This window comes from Granulosicoccus antarcticus IMCC3135, from assembly GCF_002215215.1.
GTDB lineage: Bacteria > Pseudomonadota > Gammaproteobacteria > Granulosicoccales > Granulosicoccaceae > Granulosicoccus > Granulosicoccus antarcticus.
Map to the genome: position 1 here is coordinate 597,272 of NZ_CP018632.1, position 16,197 is coordinate 613,468.

At 53.0% G+C, this 16,197-nt stretch carries 12 protein-coding genes; 4 read left to right on the forward strand and 8 right to left on the reverse strand.

The window, feature by feature from the left end:
• Position 1 precedes the first annotated feature (1 nt).
• Both IMCC3135_RS34640 and IMCC3135_RS02640 read left to right on the forward strand, forming a co-directional pair.
• A complete protein-coding gene (locus tag IMCC3135_RS34640; RefSeq protein ID WP_088916172.1) occupies positions 2 to 217 on the forward strand; it encodes a hypothetical protein in 216 nt (71 codons plus the stop codon).
• 169 nt (positions 218 to 386) lie between these two features.
• Positions 387 to 1,598 carry an MFS transporter gene (locus tag IMCC3135_RS02640; protein ID WP_088921646.1) on the forward strand — a complete coding sequence of 404 codons (1,212 nt, stop codon included), beginning with the start codon at positions 387 to 389 and terminating at the stop codon, positions 1,596 to 1,598.
• Positions 1,599 to 1,991: 393 nt separating this feature from the next.
• On the opposite strand, the gene IMCC3135_RS02645 is transcribed toward IMCC3135_RS02640, so the two are convergent.
• From IMCC3135_RS02645 to IMCC3135_RS02665, 5 genes are all read right to left on the reverse strand, one after another.
• The gene (locus tag IMCC3135_RS02645) at positions 1,992 to 3,353 is read right to left on the reverse strand and encodes a transposase (protein ID WP_088916173.1); all 1,362 of its coding nucleotides are present in this window, start codon (positions 3,351 to 3,353) and stop codon (positions 1,992 to 1,994) included.
• A gap of 171 nt (positions 3,354 to 3,524) precedes the next feature.
• A complete protein-coding gene (locus tag IMCC3135_RS02650) occupies positions 3,525 to 3,842 on the reverse strand; it encodes a hypothetical protein (RefSeq protein WP_157735725.1) in 318 nt (105 codons plus the stop codon).
• A 130-nt stretch (positions 3,843 to 3,972) separates the two neighbouring features.
• A complete protein-coding gene (locus IMCC3135_RS02655; protein WP_088916175.1) occupies positions 3,973 to 5,430 on the reverse strand; it encodes a DUF2786 domain-containing protein in 1,458 nt (485 codons plus the stop codon).
• A 132-nt stretch (positions 5,431 to 5,562) separates the two neighbouring features.
• Complete coding sequence (locus tag IMCC3135_RS02660; RefSeq protein WP_088916176.1) at positions 5,563 to 7,524, reverse strand: 3'-5' exonuclease; 1,962 nt, start codon at positions 7,522 to 7,524, stop codon at positions 5,563 to 5,565.
• 127 nt (positions 7,525 to 7,651) lie between these two features.
• The gene (locus IMCC3135_RS02665) at positions 7,652 to 8,608 is read right to left on the reverse strand and encodes a hypothetical protein (protein WP_157735726.1); all 957 of its coding nucleotides are present in this window, start codon (positions 8,606 to 8,608) and stop codon (positions 7,652 to 7,654) included.
• 97 nt (positions 8,609 to 8,705) lie between these two features.
• On the opposite strand from IMCC3135_RS02665, the gene IMCC3135_RS02670 reads away from it, so the two are divergent.
• Positions 8,706 to 9,605, forward strand: coding sequence for a LysR family transcriptional regulator (locus IMCC3135_RS02670; protein ID WP_088916178.1), 900 nt, complete (start codon positions 8,706 to 8,708; stop codon positions 9,603 to 9,605).
• 104 nt (positions 9,606 to 9,709) lie between these two features.
• Here the strand turns inward: IMCC3135_RS02670 and IMCC3135_RS02675 are convergent, their stop codons facing one another.
• Complete coding sequence (locus IMCC3135_RS02675) at positions 9,710 to 10,144, reverse strand: GNAT family N-acetyltransferase (RefSeq protein ID WP_157735727.1); 435 nt, start codon at positions 10,142 to 10,144, stop codon at positions 9,710 to 9,712.
• 366 nt (positions 10,145 to 10,510) lie between these two features.
• Here IMCC3135_RS02675 and IMCC3135_RS02680 point away from each other — a divergent pair, with 366 nt between their 5' ends.
• Complete coding sequence (locus IMCC3135_RS02680; RefSeq protein WP_088916180.1) at positions 10,511 to 11,863, forward strand: hypothetical protein; 1,353 nt, start codon at positions 10,511 to 10,513, stop codon at positions 11,861 to 11,863.
• A gap of 72 nt (positions 11,864 to 11,935) precedes the next feature.
• Here the strand turns inward: IMCC3135_RS02680 and IMCC3135_RS02685 are convergent, their stop codons facing one another.
• Together IMCC3135_RS02685 and IMCC3135_RS02690 are read right to left on the reverse strand one after the other, a co-directional pair.
• Positions 11,936 to 12,733 (reverse strand): endonuclease I family protein, encoded by a 798-nt coding sequence (locus tag IMCC3135_RS02685; RefSeq protein WP_088916181.1) that lies wholly within the window; start codon positions 12,731 to 12,733, stop codon positions 11,936 to 11,938.
• A 222-nt stretch (positions 12,734 to 12,955) separates the two neighbouring features.
• Positions 12,956 to 16,075, reverse strand: coding sequence for a DUF3427 domain-containing protein (locus tag IMCC3135_RS02690; protein WP_088916182.1), 3,120 nt, complete (start codon positions 16,073 to 16,075; stop codon positions 12,956 to 12,958).
• Positions 16,076 to 16,197: the final 122 nt, after the last annotated feature.

Below are 16,197 nucleotides of genomic sequence, written 5' to 3' on the forward strand. Positions count from 1 at the left end.
TGTGAAAATAACAGAAGGTGACGCCATAAATGAACTGACGTGGAGAGTGAACGAGGATGGTCAGTTCTGCCAACAGATGTTTTCCAATGAAGAGGAACTATGCGACAGTCACGTCGTGATTAAGGATAGTGACGGAAACTACAATACCTACAATAAAACTGATGGCGAACCTGGATATCCGTTCACGCTGGTATCTGGAAATCCAGAGGGGTTTTAGATTTCAGATCCGCATACTGCCTCTCCGAGGCAGTTGTTCGGGAATTCCGAACAACTCGAGAATTAGCGCGTGATTCTCTCAACAAGCATCAAGATGCAGAATGATGCCTGGGTGGGGTAGACTGTTTAGCGTACGGATTGGTACGAATAGAGATGCGGGTTCCGAATCAATGAGTGTGATAGATACACAGCCAGCCTATCGATGGATTGTTGTTTGCGCATCTGCGCTGATCCTCGCAATCGCCATGGGCGCTATCGTTAACGGCATGTCGGCATTCGTTGTTCCGATGCAAGAAGAGTTTGGCTGGCAGCGCGGGGATATCACGCTGGTCAATTTTGCCGGCATCATGGGGTTGGCTTTTGGCGGCCTGGTATGGGGACGTCAAGCAGATCGCAGGGGCACCAGACCGGTAGTCCTGTTTGGTGCCATTGTCATAGCACTGTGCTATCTGCTCGCATCTTATGCAACAACGCTCTGGCAATATTATCTGGTGTTTTTCGTGGCAGGCTTTTTTGGTGCTGGCGCTATATTCCCACCCATCATGGCGGCGGTAGGCAACTGGTTTGCAGTGGGTGCCGGAATGGCGATTGGCATCGCCTCAGCAGGTCAGGCTCTGGGGCAGGGGGCAGTCCCGTTCATATCGTCTGTATTGATAGCCAGGCTTGGAATAAGTGGCGCGTTTTCCGCCATCGGATTTTTCATGTTGCTGACACTGGTTCCATTGGCGCTACTGCTTCGTCAGCCCCCACCTTTGAACAATACGTCGAGCAGCACCATCGCCGATGACGAGAATATGCCGGTCCCTCCCAATGTGGTCATTACGACGATGTGTGTCGCAATCATCTTGTGTTGCACCTGCATGGCGGTACCACTCATGCATCTTGTGCCACTCATACAGGACAGTGGCATAAGCGCTATAGATGCTGGAAGCGTGATATTCACCATGTTGGTAGTTGCCATTATGGGGCGTTTAGCCTTTGGCATATTAGCCGACAAGATTGGTGCTTTACAGGCCTATATGACGGCTACCTTATGGATGACTGTCATGGTATTCGGCTTCACCTATATAGAGAATCTAAAGTGGTTCTACATCTATGCGGTTATTTACGGATTTGGATACGCGGGTGTCATGACCGGGGTGCTGATTAGTATTCGGGTATTGATTCCACCATCAAGGCGTGCAGCTGCTTTTGGCATCATCACGATGTTTGGCTGGTTTGGTCATGCAATCGGAGGATATATGGGCGGTGCGCTCTATGATTTCTCGGGCAACTACACGATGGCCTTCGCAGTGGCTGCAATTACAGGTGTTCTAAATTTGGTTGTTGTCAGCACTTTGTTCAGGAAAACAAGGGTCAGGGCATCGCTAGCAGCCGCATAATAGTTGTCGAGTTGATCAACTGATTTGACGAGTTCCATTTGTTGAAGGGTGTCTGGTTGGGTAGGCATGCCGCCATTCAAATCATCACATAGTCATTTTATCCTTTCCACATGATGCGAAGCAGGAAGACGACGACGATAGGCACGCCAATTGCCGTGTGATAGGAAATTGGCTGCAATGCGGCGTCACTTCGGGGGAGGGAGGTGCACTAGACAATAAGCCAGCAATTCCCAGCGAACAAGTACCGTAGTTGTATTGTAATGTAAAACTGGTTACCAATTTATTGCAGGCACCGATGGGCCTACCGCGAATTGGCATGAGTGATCAGATGTGGAGGAACGTGCGGTAGGCCTAAAGTTGGTGTGTGGAGTGTGGGCAGTAAGATGAGCCGACCTATGTTGGCCGATCAGAAGGTATCTCGAAGGCAAAGTCGCCTGGCTTATGCCAAAAACGCATGAACCCCTCCCATTCGGAGGCTTTGACGGTGGTAAAGGCGGCGCGCAGGCGTTCCCACAGGTTCCGGCGTGATTTGTGATGTATGCGGATTTCGCCGAAAACCCGGCAGAAGCTCTCCTGGACCTGATCGATCAGAAAAGCCAGGAACATCAATCCACCGAGCACACTGGAGAGGTACTGCTTTCCGTGGCCGTAGGAATGCCCCATGTGATAGCCCTGGTTCTTGGCTGCGTTGAATGTCTCATTCTCGATCTTCCATCGCGCGCGTCCGGCGCGCATGATCTGCTCGGCGTTCTCAGGGGTGATCTGCAGGCTGCTGATCCACTGCCAGTTATGCTCCTTGCCCTGTCGATCAATCTCGTAGTACTCCAGACAATTGACCAGCAGCTCAGCGTGAGTGTTGTTCAAGGGAACTTGCTCGCAGATGCGATAACCACGAAGTAGGCCCGTCTTCTCATCCACTGTTTCCCACGCCTGCAACTCCCCTTGCTTCATGCGCTGATCCAGCGTCTCGAAAAGTGCGGCGTTAGAGCCGGGTTTGGCAACGATGATAAAGTCCATCCGGTGTTCGATCAATGTCTTTAAGTGCGGCCCGTTAGCAGCCAGTGCGTCTTCGATCACAATGAAACCACGCTTGGGGTACTGAGCGGCAAGACTGGCAATCAGGCGCTTACCCGCATTGCGTTCGCAGTCATTCTTGTTCGAGCCATCGGCATGAGTGATAGGCTCGAAATCCAGTGGCAGCACCGTGCTGCGTTCGGGATGAACGATCACGGCACCGAGCATCTGATGGTAGAACTCTGATCCTTCATCAGACTTCTGGTTGCGTTTGGGCTTTTTCACGCAACAGTGCTTGCAGCTGATGCGAGTGGATGAGAAAGTGCCTGTGCCGTCTATCGAGAGCAACAGTTTGCCGTTGAACAACTGGAAGTCCTTGAGCGAGTTGCTGCGCTGCAGGCCACTGTGAATGGCACGAAAGGCGCCTCGCAACTCGCTCGGATTGACCGGATCGAGAATCGCGCGCATCTGAGAATCACAAGGGACTTGGCTCAACCCGAACAAGGTGCGCAGATTGTGGTTCGAGACAGGCTCGCTGGAACGGGCATGCTGATCGAACATCAATAAGGAGGGGTACTTGAGTGAAAAGATCGCCAGTCCAGCCATCAGCGAATCGGACATCGAATACTGGACACTGGCCTGCCTGCGCTTATCATTGACTTTGTCAAAGGCGGTGCGAACAGTGGTCAACAAACCGGGCATTGAAACGTCCGGGCGGAAACGAGCAAACGGGGCTGCCATGGGCTACAACTCAACATCATCAACAAACAGATGTGAAAAGCGTAGTCGGCAGATTACGAAAAGCTAGTAGTCAAGGTCCGCTACAACGTTGATCTGGCGAGGTTTGTCAACTCGCCGGGAACTGCTGACAATAAGCTAACTTTCTATGAAAGTCGGCATGGTAGGCCTATGCTAAGAAAGCAATAAGTAGTGGGGCTGGCAGAATGAATCGTATCTCCAAAGGATGAAGGGCGTCATCCCGTCACGCGGTGACAGTTCGGAGATATGGCGTGGGAGTTCTTCGATGGGCACGATTTGAGCGAGCATGGCGAGTAGCCGTCCATTCTTGTCCTTGGTAGGAAGCTCGTGCAGGAGAATTGTCTTGTCAACCGTGTCGGTAAAGAATGGCTCATCCCAAGAGGGCTCAGTGCTATCCATGCCTCTTTCTATACAGCTATGTATGCCCGGGCGAGTGTTCTGTGTGGCACTGGCCAGGCCGAGGAAGAACACGATGCCCACAGCCAGCGCCAGCCTTTGTGCCTTCAGTCAGTTCATCTAATTGCTCGCTCATAGTCGAGCCAATGCTTTCAACAACATAAAGGTTTATCGTTCACGAGCCCTTGAGTTATATGGCAGGACATCAATCACTGCCAAGCAGTGGCTTTGTACCACCACGCCCGACCTGCGGGTCGAGCGATACGCGTGAGCCGTCTTCGCGTCCGGCACCTGCGGCCGCATGGTCGATCGCGCCGCGAGCGCGTACGGTATTGGTATACAGATCCTGACCGCACTCGCGCTCAACGATTTCCAGTTTCCGGATGGTGAGCGCAGTGCCGGTGGGCGAGTTCGCGCGTTCCTGTGCTTCGCGCTCTCTGACGATTAGGTCGACACGATCGCTGACCTCGTCGGCAAACGCGAGCCGGTAGTCGTAGGAGGCCACGCGTCCGGGCGGAAAGTCGCCGCTACGCCGACGAGCAGTGAGTGCGCGTTCGACGGCATCGCTCAGGTAATCCAGCGTCAGACGGGCAACTCGGACGTCGATATCGTAACCGCGGAAGTGAGCTGGAGCGCCGCCTCCGGTGACGAAGATCACACCATGAAGATTCGCCACCGCCATCGACAGGAACTGAATGTGCATCGGTACGCGCTTGCCTGTGTACGCAGTCTGGCGGCCGAACTCGCTCGTTTCCAGATCCTTCTCGGTAATGCCAAATTTTGTCATCAGGGACTGGCAGCGTCGCAAGGCGATTTCTGCCTCGTGCGGCGAGGCTTCGGTTGCCTGCGCCATGGCGAAGAGTTTGCGCACGCGTGCGAGTAACTTCTCACGGGCCTCGGCATCCTGCGGTTCTTGATGAGAGGGCGCCTGCGAGGGGCCGGCAGATCGATTTGATGGGGTGTCGTCCGTATTGCCGAACGATGGTCGGGCGCCGGGTGATTGAGCAGGCGGATGCTGCGGTTTGACCGAGAGGTAGCCTTCGGCAACAAGTGCTTCGGTGGCCCAGACGCTGAACACGTCGCTGATCCGGGGGCTTGGGGGTAACCTGGCAACGATATGAGGCTCGAGCATCAGCATGCCGTCGGCCAGCACTGAGCCGGCCGGCATCGGTAATACACGGCCGAACAGGACGAGCCCAAGCAATCTGGGGTTGGCAAGGCGTGGTTCATGAACAGTGACTGGCGCACCTGCCCCCGGTGGTGCTCCCAGCCGCAGTGAGGTATCGGGTGTCACGTCAATAACCTTGCGCAGTTCAAAGCGCGACTCGGACAATTGCTGCAGCCAGCGTCTGCCAGTAGACGACTCACGTCTGGCACGTTCCCTGGAATATCGTGCAAGCGGAGTCTCGGAGCGCTTCGCGCTGTCATCTCCAGTCAGCCAGATCAATAATGCCAGGATACGTGTGAGCTCTACGAAGGGTTCACGGGCGAGTGCCGCTGTCACATCAGGGCTTGAATGCCCGGAGCACCTCGCCACTTCGGCTGCCAGCGCAGCAATTGTGCGCTCAATGCCGTAGGCGCCCACGTTTGAGCGCGTGGCCCAGTCAAATAGTCGACCGCGGGTCTTGTCGATGTCTTTTTGTTGACGACGTAATTGTTTCATGATTTAAACGCCCCAATGGCTGAATACACGGGTGCTGAAGATGAAGATGCGACTCGACATGGCGGAATGCTTTCCTGCTAGGCCATGGTTCTGTCTTTAAGCCTTCGGTGTGCATGCGCAAATGAACGACTCTCAAGCCGCCAACTTGTCTGCAAACTCGGAAGCTTGATGGGCTGTCAGTAACAGCTTTTCAGTGGCACGGGTCATGGCGACGTACAGTAGTTTAGCTTCCGTTGCGGCATCTGTGCGCTTGTCTGGCATGGAGCCGATACCCGAGACGATGACCAGCGGATATTCAAGGCCTTTGCTGCTGTGCATGGTCATCAGTTTGATGGATGGCTCTGAGGAGGACAGTTTGGTTTTCTCGGCTGTTGAGCGTAGCCAATGCACAGGCAAGCCTGCAGCCATCATGGCTTCATTCAGTTGCTTGCCCATCCAAGTGGCTCGGTAGGCGACACAGATGTCTGACCATAGCATGCCTTTACTATGCTGTTCCGTGATGCACTTGATGATTAGCCGGACCTCCGCATCAAAGCCCGGGCATAATTTGAACACCGGATTGGGTCCATGACGACCTGCGCTCTCAGGAGTGACCGTGGTGATCTGATCATCATTGAGCTCTTCCCCGGATAGCCATTGTTTGGCAAACTGATAGGCGTAGTTCAGTATTTCGTCAGTATTGCGGTAGTTGATGCGCAGTATTTTCGTTCGTCCAACAGCCTGCACGCCCACGCTGGATAAGCTAAATCCCAGTGAGCGCTTGGTGTAGATGGACTGCGCATCATCGTAGAGAAGTAATAGAGAATTGGTGTCCGGGTCTATCATGCTGACGACGAGTTGCAGCCAGTCAGGTTCAAAGTCATGACCTTCATCAATCATGACGGCTCCATATTGGGCTCTGGGGATTCTGCCCGATTCAGTTGCGTCGATAACCGTTTGTACCAGCTCCTTGACGTAATTGTTGCCAGCCACGGGTTTGTCTATATGGTATGTGCGCAGTTGCTCTCCACACCAATCATGAAAATGTCGGACCTGCACACGATCGCTCAGATCGTTGATCTGGATGATTTCGCGAAGCTTTGCCGCCAGTGTCACGTTGAAGCACAGGACCAAAACGGGTTTGACATAGGTGTTGGCCAAATGCACGCAGCGGTAACCCAGTATGAGCGTCTTGCCAGAGCCTGCGACACCGTGAATAACACGGTGGCCATCACCAAGGCTTCGGGCTAGAGTCTCCTGTTCCAAGTCCATGACCTTAATGATGTCAGGGAATAATTCGTTGGGTTCTATTGCTCTGGTCTTAAAATGCGAGGAAGTCTCCTCGACGACATTCGAAGCACTATTCGAAGCACTATTCGAAGCACTATTCGAAGCACTATTCGAAGCACTATTCGAAGCACTATTGCCATGTGGGTCTTGAGTCAGACCTTTACTGCTATCTATGATCAGCTGTTCCGGAGGATTGATGCGAATCTCGGGGAACAGATGCCATCGTACCCGGTCAATCTGAGGCAAGCTCAAGGGTTTGGGAAACTGTCTCGGGAACATGTCCCACAAACACTTTTGAAACGCTTCAGGATCAGTTTTTTCTGTCATTTCGTCACGGCAGATAACAAGATGTTCTGGCAATACCCTGCCAAGATCGGAGCTGTCGAATTCCTTGCGCGTGATGCCTGTCAATACCACCCCGAAAGCATAGGGGCAAACCAGTTTTCCTTTGTAGTCTCCTTCTTGTTCTGTCAGTGCCGGATCACGAACCAGATTATTAATCAGGCTGTAGGTGCATTGTCGGGCCTGGTCCAATGGGTGCTGCACGCTTTTCAAACCGTTGTCTGTCAGGAGCTTGAAAAATTGTGGATCCACACTGTGGAGACTGGATAATTTCCAGTCCTTGACCTCTAGCAGGAGAAGCCCGCGAGATGGGTGTAGGACAATGAAGTCGGTGTATCGCGAGCGCTGACCTGTGCCGACTCTTGGCTCGTACCAACAAAGGTAATCGTCTTCCAGGTGGGATTCCAAAATGCGAGCCACGCGTTTTTCACCCGCTGTCATACGTCGCAGGCAAGAGCTTAACGACGGTATTAGTTTGGCCATCCGTATGCCTCTATGGGGGCGGTGTTTGGATTGTCTGGTTAGAAACGTATTCCTGTCAATGGGCTATCGGTTTGTGAAGAGGAAGACTTAATGTCGGAAGAGTTGTTCCATGAGAATCAGATCGTCGTTATGCGACTTGTGCATCCGGGACGACACTGCCTACATCCGAATCGATACCACTAACAGCAAGCAGAGCGCCCACGATGTAGATCGCCAATCCTGCCAGTGTGGCAGGAGCATAGGCGATACGCCCATCGAGTAACTGCAGTACAAATACCATGGCCGGGCCCAGTGCTGTTAGTGCAGCAATGAAGCTGGCGCTGACCAGAGAGATTGCCTTCTGCATCAGAAAAAGCGGTAGTGCGATGACTACCATGCCAATCAGGACCAGGGCCGGAAATGCCATCGGGATGGACGCTTCAGGTTTGGCATCGATGCCCAGTTGAACAGCCATGAGGGCGATGGGCACGTAGAGCATGAATCGCATGCCGAACTGTATGACAGGACTGGCGCCTTGCTCGTGCCATTTGACCGAGAGCAAAATGACATAGGCTGTCGCTGTACCCGATATGACAGCGAGCACCACGCCTGCCAGCGCAGTTGCCCATCCACCGCGTACGAATCCGGAGTGACCACTCAGTGTGATGAGAGCCAGAAACAGGATTGCAAGGAGTATCAATGCCAGGCCGATGACTTCGCCTCGTTGGTTTTTCATCGGTGATGTCGCGATAGCTTTGCGTTGTGCGAAGGCTGTGCCAAGCGGCACCATGCCCGAGAATATCGTGAATACAATGGCAGGCTCGATAAGTTGTACTGCCAGGAAATAGCAGCACCAGGTGAGCGCTACCATTATATTCAGTGACACAACAATCGAACGCGAACGCAGGGCCGTCTTGAGTTCGTTCGGGTACAGCACGCCTGCCAGCAACGCACAGCCTAGAAATGACAGGCCGAACACCCAGGCACCGAGACGAAAGGAATCCACCTGCTGGAACAGCGAGCCAAGATAGACGGCTTGAAACGCTTCCAGAAAGACATAGCCCAGGCAGTAGGTCAGACCAAGACGGCGAGGTGTGATTTGCATGGCAGTGTGTGTCAGGAATTCATTCTGGAAAGGCATGGAAACAGAATTTTCACACTGCGTATAATGAATTAATTTCTACAATGCATGAGTCACAGGCATGGATAAGCTCAGTGCACTACCGCCATTGGGACGACTGCGCGCGTTTGAGGCAGCGGCTCGTCTGGAGAGCTTCACAGGCGCCGCCGATGAGCTGTATCTGACGCAAACGGCGGTGAGTAAGCAGATAGCGGCTCTGGAGGACTATCTGGGCGTACCGTTATTCGAACGGCGTAACCGTGGCGTCTTTCTGACTGAGCAGGGACGCCGCTTCGGACGAGTGGTCAGCGCCGCACTGGGTGACATCGCGTTTGAGGCCGCTCGGTTGCGTGGGGCGACACAGTCAAACGAGCTGGTACTGCACTGTCAGCTGTGCGAAGCCTTCTATTGGCTGATGCCAAGACTGTCGCGTTTTCATGAGCGTCACCCCTCGCTGGAACTACGGGTGATCAGTGCCAGTGCGACACTGACCGAGGCTACGGAGCCATTTGATATCGCGTTGCAGACAACAGGTCGTGCTGCCGGGGCCGCTCAACTGGCTTTCACGGCGGCCGACGAGATCTTTCCGGTGGCATCCCCCGGTATCGTTGATGGACGCACGCTGCCATTGTCGATTAGCGATTTGAATGAATTCACATTACTTGCCCATCGGGTCATCCCGCAAGTCTGGATGGATTGGGAAGCCTGGTTCGACGCCTTGGGAGCGGGACCGCACAAGGCGACCAGAACACTAGTCTTCGACAACTTTCCGGTGGTATTGCAGGCCGCCGTTGCCGGGCAAGGTGTGGCACTGGGTTGGGGACGCAGTGTCGAAGGACTGATAGCCGAAGGCAAGCTGGTTCGTCTGTGTAATGAGAGCGTCCATCGTGCCGACGAGTTATCGGTGTACCGGGGCAATCGTTCTGACAAGGAAGAGGCGATTGAGGCTCTGTTGTCGTGGTTGCGTGATGAGCTTGGTTGATTGAAGGCTTATCGAGTAGCGGTTCGCCCCCATGCACGTCTGACGACTATTTCCGTCGCAACCGATGCCAGCGAGGCGTTTACCGATCATCTCGATCGACATCTTCAATGACTGAATGTAAGTGTCAGCCTGTTGTCGATGGGAATTGCATCTGGCGATCCTTTCAAATAGTGGCTAAGCGTTTTCATCCAGAACGCCTGTCCAGTTAGGTTATTGGAATCAATTGAAACAAGCCAGTTGCCAGGATGCCGTTTGAGCGCTTGCGCAACGGCTTCTCGGCCGATTGCTTTTCTGCGTTGCTCTGGGATGATGTAAAACTCGGCTATCTCGAAACACTGAGTTTTTCGTACCAACACGAATCCGGCTACCGAACCACTGGTCTTGATCAGGTAAGGAAAGCGATGCTCAGTTTCCTGCCAGTAGTGCGCAAGGTAGGGGTACTCAGCCGGCTGCTCCAGTTCAAGCAGATAGGGTGTCATAAGCGTAGCGATAGTGTCCTTGTCGCTCGCAGATGCGGAAAGTACCTGGGTGGTTGTCATTTTAATTATTCCGTTGGTATTCGATCTGGTTTTGCCAGTATCAGATTTTCGACGAAGTGGCAGGCAATCATTCGTAGAAGGTATCTCAGTCGGCATTCACGCCTGGCAAGTTCTCAGGTTTCATTCTTATCATATGGGTGATATTACCGACTCGTATTGAATGTCAGAGCCAATGCTTCTGTTAAGTTACTCCCTGATTTATATGACTCATACAGGAGTGTGATTCCAATGTGGCCTGATAACCATGTAGACCGCAATTCTCGATCTACCTTCGAATTCATGACGAGCGAGAAAGGTGTGAAATCAAATAGACAGAAAAGGACTGGATGCAAGCAACTGTCGGCCCTTGCGTTGACAACCTTCGCAATGGCAAGCTCGATGGCTCAGGCAGAGCCGACGGTCAATGGTAATGAGATCAGCTGGCCGGATGATGGCTGGTATCAGGTGCAAAGTTCGGATGGGGCAACGACACTGTGTGGCGGTGGAAGCTCCTGCACGGTACCTGCGGGCAGTTATCTGGTTATCAATCATACGACAGGTGTTCGCTATACCGATGTGCAAGTGTCAGGCACCGCAAGTAATGACGGTATTGTTGTTTCGCAAAACACCATCAGTTGGCCGGATGATGGTTGGTATCAGGTGCAAACTGCCAATGGAAGCAAATCATTATGCAATGGTGGCACCTATTGTGATGTAGATCCAGGAAACTATCTTGTCATCAATCACACCACGGGTGCCCGGTTCACCAATATTGTGGTATCAGGCGATTCACCGGTTGTTGATACTCCCGTATCGGCTACGATCAATCGAGACAATCATATCGAAATTCTCAGTGAGGTATTTTCGGTCTATACCGGCAATGTTTATGGCGATACATTGCCGAGAAAACCTGAAGACTTCATGCTTGAGCGCTCACCAGTACATCTAGAAGTGACAGAAGAGATGCAGAATGGACACGAAGATGCGTTTCTTCTTCAGTTTACCTGCAATAACGGTGGAACTATGGAGCTCTTTAGCACCTCGGGAGAGTTTGAAAGTTCGGCCGCAACATATACCTGGCACGATTGCCTCGAAGGTTCACTTGTGCATGACGGCACTCTGTATGCCAACTACGGTAATTCGAATACCGGTGAAAATCGAGATTTGGTCAGCGCCGACTATAATTCACTGTATTCCACTGGAGAGACTGTAGAGATATCGGGTGAGTTCGGTGGGCTCGTAGACTGGGATGATGGTTCCGATATTATTCGCATAGAACATTGGGCAAATAGCGAGGTTGATTATTCGTTTCAGGACGCAACGCTTGTTGTAGAAGTCAGTGGTGCTAATACCGATACGCAATACACGTGGTTGGAGCAAGATGACAATGTTTTCACCGCCGAGCTCAGTGGCAGTTTCCAATTGAATTCGCCTTTGACAGAAGGTCAGGCTGTTGATGTGGCGACAACTGAGCCACTCTCAACAACATACACGCTGGATGGCCCATTCGAGTACTACACGGGTTTCGCTCAACATCCCGCCTGGACTTTCACGGATGGTGCTCTGGAAATGACGGCTGAAGACGGCAGCGCTTTGAGATTGCGTGCTGACAGTGGTGATGAGCAAACGGCAGAGATAAGCCTGTTGCAAGATGGCGTTGTCATTGAAACGTTTCAGCAGCCCTGGTCGTTGTGGCAGGGTGTTCTGACAGAGGTACAAGATGATGTGCGCAATTTCTAAATAACAGTTGCTTGTTCAACGAGCTGCCGCCTTCTAACTGAGGCGGCAGTTTATGTGCTTTAAGGCTTCTATCTATTTGGATGCATACCTGCCTTGTGAGCAATCGAATGCGTAAAGCAGTTCTGCTAGTTGAGGCTTGTCTACGAAGAGATTGCGGTTGCCCTGGGCCTGGGCCACTACATCGTTATGCTGCCGCTCCTCGTCAGATACCGGATCAATGCAGTGCCACTGGAGCAGAGTGTTCAAATGTCCGAAGATAGCCTGATCCTTGTGCGGGGCGTCGGAGAGGCTAAGATCCGGTGTGCCGTCTCCACCGTCGTAGCGCACGTCCATATAGAACGCGGTGCGGGCAATATCACCTTTTACGGCATCAGGTGGCTCCCACGAGGTTCTGGATACCTTGCATTGCAGGCATTCCTTGTGTGGCTCAACAGCCCAATCGAAAACCTTGTTGCCGCGGGATGTGTTGACGGTTCTGTCGGCAGGCACCAGGTTGTGCAGATCTCGGGCCGCAGGTGTTCCACGCAGCCCATAGGACTGCGGCCAGATGTGTTCTCGATTCCAGTAATCAGATTTGTTCTGATCACTCCCGGATGCGCGGTGATTCTTGTCAATGGCTATCTGACGATAGAACAGTTGTATCGTGTTGTTCGATGTTTGAGCAGCGCTGGAGATGATGTCCCAGGATTGGCGGTTACTGATGGTTTTCTGGTTGGACATTTGATCGTGCAGTCTGTCGCGTAATTCTGCGCGTGCTGCTGCCTGCTCATGGGGGGAGGAGTGCCAGACGCAACTGTGTAGCAGGCTCACAGTGGCAATGGCGGCGGCGATTGCCGGGAATGCATATGTTTTTTTGACTAGATTGGACACTGGGAATTTGTTATTCGATGGATAGCTTCAGCTATGAATGTATCGGCCATGATGGCCTGACTCTGTTAGGCGCGCCTCTGGGCGAGAAAGCCTGACAAGAATAACTGGAATTAAGTTGCATGTACTGAGAGTGTCAGTAGTTGCCATCAATCTGCGGGCTCAGTGGGGTGCATTCACTTGCCGACAGCTTTACCGGTGAGCGTGAGCCTGCTGTAAATACCCTTATGCCACCGCCGCCCGATAATCAGAAAACACATCCCCCGGTAACGGGTATTGAAGCTTCCAGGTGATCTGGATAGGCCGCTCAGATTGGTGCTCTACATAGCTGGCGGTGCCTGCGCAAAAATACGGCATGGTTCGACCGTTGGGCTGCTTTTTGGCTGATCGGATAAACAGGGCGATTGAGCGGTTGCGCTTTTCATGATGCAAGTAGTTCTGGCCTCGTGCGCTGTCAGTTGCATCCTTGGCCTGAGACTCCCAGTGGAACAGATGCTCACTGATGGCATAGTCCAGATAGCGGGTGGTTGGGGAATAGTCCTTCTCGGTTTTTTGCAGGGTGATGAAGAGTAGATCAGTCTGGGTGGGGGCGTGCCAATAGACTCCACTTTGCAGGGGCATGGGTTTGGCGACTGTGGATGCCCCGAAGGCTGCCAGGATCTCTTCACGGGTGTAACTTGCGTGTACTTGCAGAGGGACCGGGTGCAGTAGTCCGAGTGGGTGATGCATGTGGGTGATCTGGGATTGGAGCAAATCGAGTACGGCTATCAGCTCATTTCGTAAACCCCCATGACGCCAGAATTCAGTAGATGCGTGGTCGAGGTCGCGATATTGATTTTTCTTGGGGCTGAGCACGGTCAGTAACAGGCCTTCGAGTTGACGGCGGGTTCGTTCATTCAGCTTGGAAGTCTGGGGTGCTTGGGAAGAGTTGAGCAAGTTCTGATAGGCACTGATGCGCTTCTGATCATCCAGATGCAGCAAGCGGGCGATACCGCGACCTATCAGAGCTTCACCGTCCAGAGGGACTGTCTGGTCTATATCCGCCTCACGGCGTAGCTCTGTCCAGGTGTGATTGCCTCGGTAGATATCATCCAGCTCCAGACCTGTCTCGTGCAGATAGTTGGCAAGGGTGGTGTCGCCGATGCTGCGAAGTTCCTGGATGCGTTGACGCCAGTCTGTGGGCAGGGATTCCTTGATGTTTTTCAGTACCACCCCTTTGGATACCTGGTCGAGCTCAAGCAGGCAACCAGCGGGTAGATACGGGAAGCCTTGTTTGATGTCTGTTTCAAGTTGGCGGCGGCTTATGCCCAGCATGGCGCGATAGCGCAGATCGAACCGAAACTCTTTGCGGTGGTGGCCCACGAAATCCAGCACCGTCAGTACATCCTTGCCTTCAGCTCGGCGAAGGCCTCGTCCTAGTTGCTGCAGGAATATGGTTGCGCTCTCTGTGGGGCGTAGCATCAAGACGACATCCACGGTAGGAATATCCACGCCTTCGTTGAATAGATCTACGGTGAATAAAATATTCAGTTTGCCTTCACGAAGCTCATCGAGCGCGTTGCCTCGCTCGATCGAACTATTATGGGAAGTGATGGCCAAGGCTGCGATACCGGCACGTTCAAATCGACTGGCCATGAACTTTGCGTGCTCGATGCTGACGCAAAACCCCAGTGCTCGCATACGCTTGGGTTCACCGATTTTTTCGATGACGGCTTGTATCACCTTGGAGGCGCGAAGGTCATCACCGGTGTACAGATTTGTCAGTTCCTTGATGTCGTAACCACCACCCCGGCGCCAGGTGATCTTTGACAGGTCGGTGGCATCATGAATACCGAAGTAGTGGAAGGGTGAGAGTAGGCCTTGCTCTAGCGCATCCCACAAGCGCAGCTCGATGCTGAGCTTACCGCCAAACCACTTTAGGATATCGAGTCCGTCTGTGCGCTCTGGCGTGGCTGTCAGGCCCAGCAGGTGCTTGGGACGCAGGTGATTGAGCAGGGTCTCGTAACTACTTGCCGCTGCATGATGAAATTCATCGATGATGACAACATCAAATTGTGTGGGATCAAGCGCGGTGGCATCGTTGGCGGTAATGGATTGAATGGAGGCGAATACGTGTTCCCATTGGTTGGGCTGTTGTCCGTCAACCCAGAGTTCGCCGAAGGAGCCGTTGCGAAGTACGTGTCGGAAAGTGGTTCGGCTTTGCTCGAGAATCTGACTTCGATGCGCAATGAATAATAATCGCGCTCTGGGGAGTTCTGATTTCAGTTGGCGGTAGTCGAACGCTGCCATGATCGTCTTGCCTGTGCCGGTAGCCGCGGCAATCAGGTTGTTTGGGAAGCCCTTGGCGCGTTCTACTTGCAAGCGCTCCAGAATCTGGCGTTGGAAGGGGTAGGGCTGGATTTCAAAGGGCGTGATGATTGAATCGTCTGATTCGTGGGTGGTGGCTTGTATGAATTGTTCGCGATCAAATTTTTCGAAATGTGCGTCTGCCCAGTAGGTTGCAAAGGTACGCTCGAAGGCGGTGATCAGCTCTGGGTTGAGTCGTTGCGAGGCGCGCACATTCCATTCAAGGCCCGGGGTCATGGCGGAGAAGGTGAGATTGGATGAGCCTATGTAGACGGTGGAGAAACCGGTTTTACGTTGGAATAGCCAGGCCTTGGCGTGCAGGCGAGTGGTGGAGGTGTCGTAGCTGACCTTGATCTGGGCACCTAGCTCGGCCAGGACTTCCAGAGCTTTGAGTTCGGTGCTGCCGGTGTAGGTGGTGGTGATGATGCGTATCTTTCTACCGGCTTCTGCGTGGCGTTTCAGGCTAGGTAGCAGTTGACGAATGCCGGTCCAACGAATAAAGGCCAGGACCAGATCTATTCTGTCAGCTGATTCTATCTCGGCTTCTATCTCTCTACCGACGGCGGGTTGATCACGCGCATTGGTCATCAGTACGGTATCCCTCAATGGGGTTAGCGGCTGACGAATAGGGATGGGCGTGTTGGTTGGGGATAGGTGGTTGACAGCGAGAAGTCGACTCACAGGGTCTGTCAAAGAACTGATTGAAGAATCTGAGTCTGGTTCGGCATGAGTGAGAGCATTGATAACGGCTTGCGAGAGGGTGATGGCCGCTGCGGTTCTATCATCGGGTGTGACTGAGGCCAAGGCGCGTGAGATCCATTTTCCGACCAGTTCACCGACTCGATCGGGTAGTTCAGCGGGGTCAACCTGTTTGATATCCGGTGCTAGGCGTGACTGGGCAAGTTCAGCTAGTTGGTCATGCAGTTGCTGATCGATCAGCTGATCGTAGAGGCCGGGTTCAGCTGGGAGTGGGGTGAATCCATCCACTTTTTTGGGCATTGTGGGAGGACGTCCTTGGGATTCTGGTGTGAAAGATTATAGGTCAGTTCTAATGAACAACCCGTTTTTCCAAGGATTGGTTATTGCTAAGCTGCTGTTACTTTCAGGTTGAACCTGTAAGG

Bases quoted from the DNA above. Each gene is read 5' to 3' on its own strand.
- IMCC3135_RS02640 (WP_088921646.1), top strand. From the start codon at position 387: ATGAGTGTGATAGATACACAGCCAGCCTATCGATGGATTGTTGTTTGC.
- IMCC3135_RS02645 (WP_088916173.1), bottom strand. From the start codon at position 3,353: ATGGCAGCCCCGTTTGCTCGTTTCCGCCCGGACGTTTCAATGCCCGGT.
- IMCC3135_RS02655 (WP_088916175.1), bottom strand. From the start codon at position 5,430: ATGAAACAATTACGTCGTCAACAAAAAGACATCGACAAGACCCGCGGT.
- IMCC3135_RS02660 (WP_088916176.1), bottom strand. From the start codon at position 7,524: ATGGCCAAACTAATACCGTCGTTAAGCTCTTGCCTGCGACGTATGACA.
- IMCC3135_RS02665 (WP_157735726.1), bottom strand. From the start codon at position 8,608: ATGCAAATCACACCTCGCCGTCTTGGTCTGACCTACTGCCTGGGCTAT.
- IMCC3135_RS02670 (WP_088916178.1), top strand. From the start codon at position 8,706: ATGGATAAGCTCAGTGCACTACCGCCATTGGGACGACTGCGCGCGTTT.
- IMCC3135_RS02675 (WP_157735727.1), bottom strand. From the start codon at position 10,144: ATGACAACCACCCAGGTACTTTCCGCATCTGCGAGCGACAAGGACACT.
- IMCC3135_RS02680 (WP_088916180.1), top strand. From the start codon at position 10,511: ATGGCAAGCTCGATGGCTCAGGCAGAGCCGACGGTCAATGGTAATGAG.
- IMCC3135_RS02690 (WP_088916182.1), bottom strand. From the start codon at position 16,075: ATGCCCAAAAAAGTGGATGGATTCACCCCACTCCCAGCTGAACCCGGC.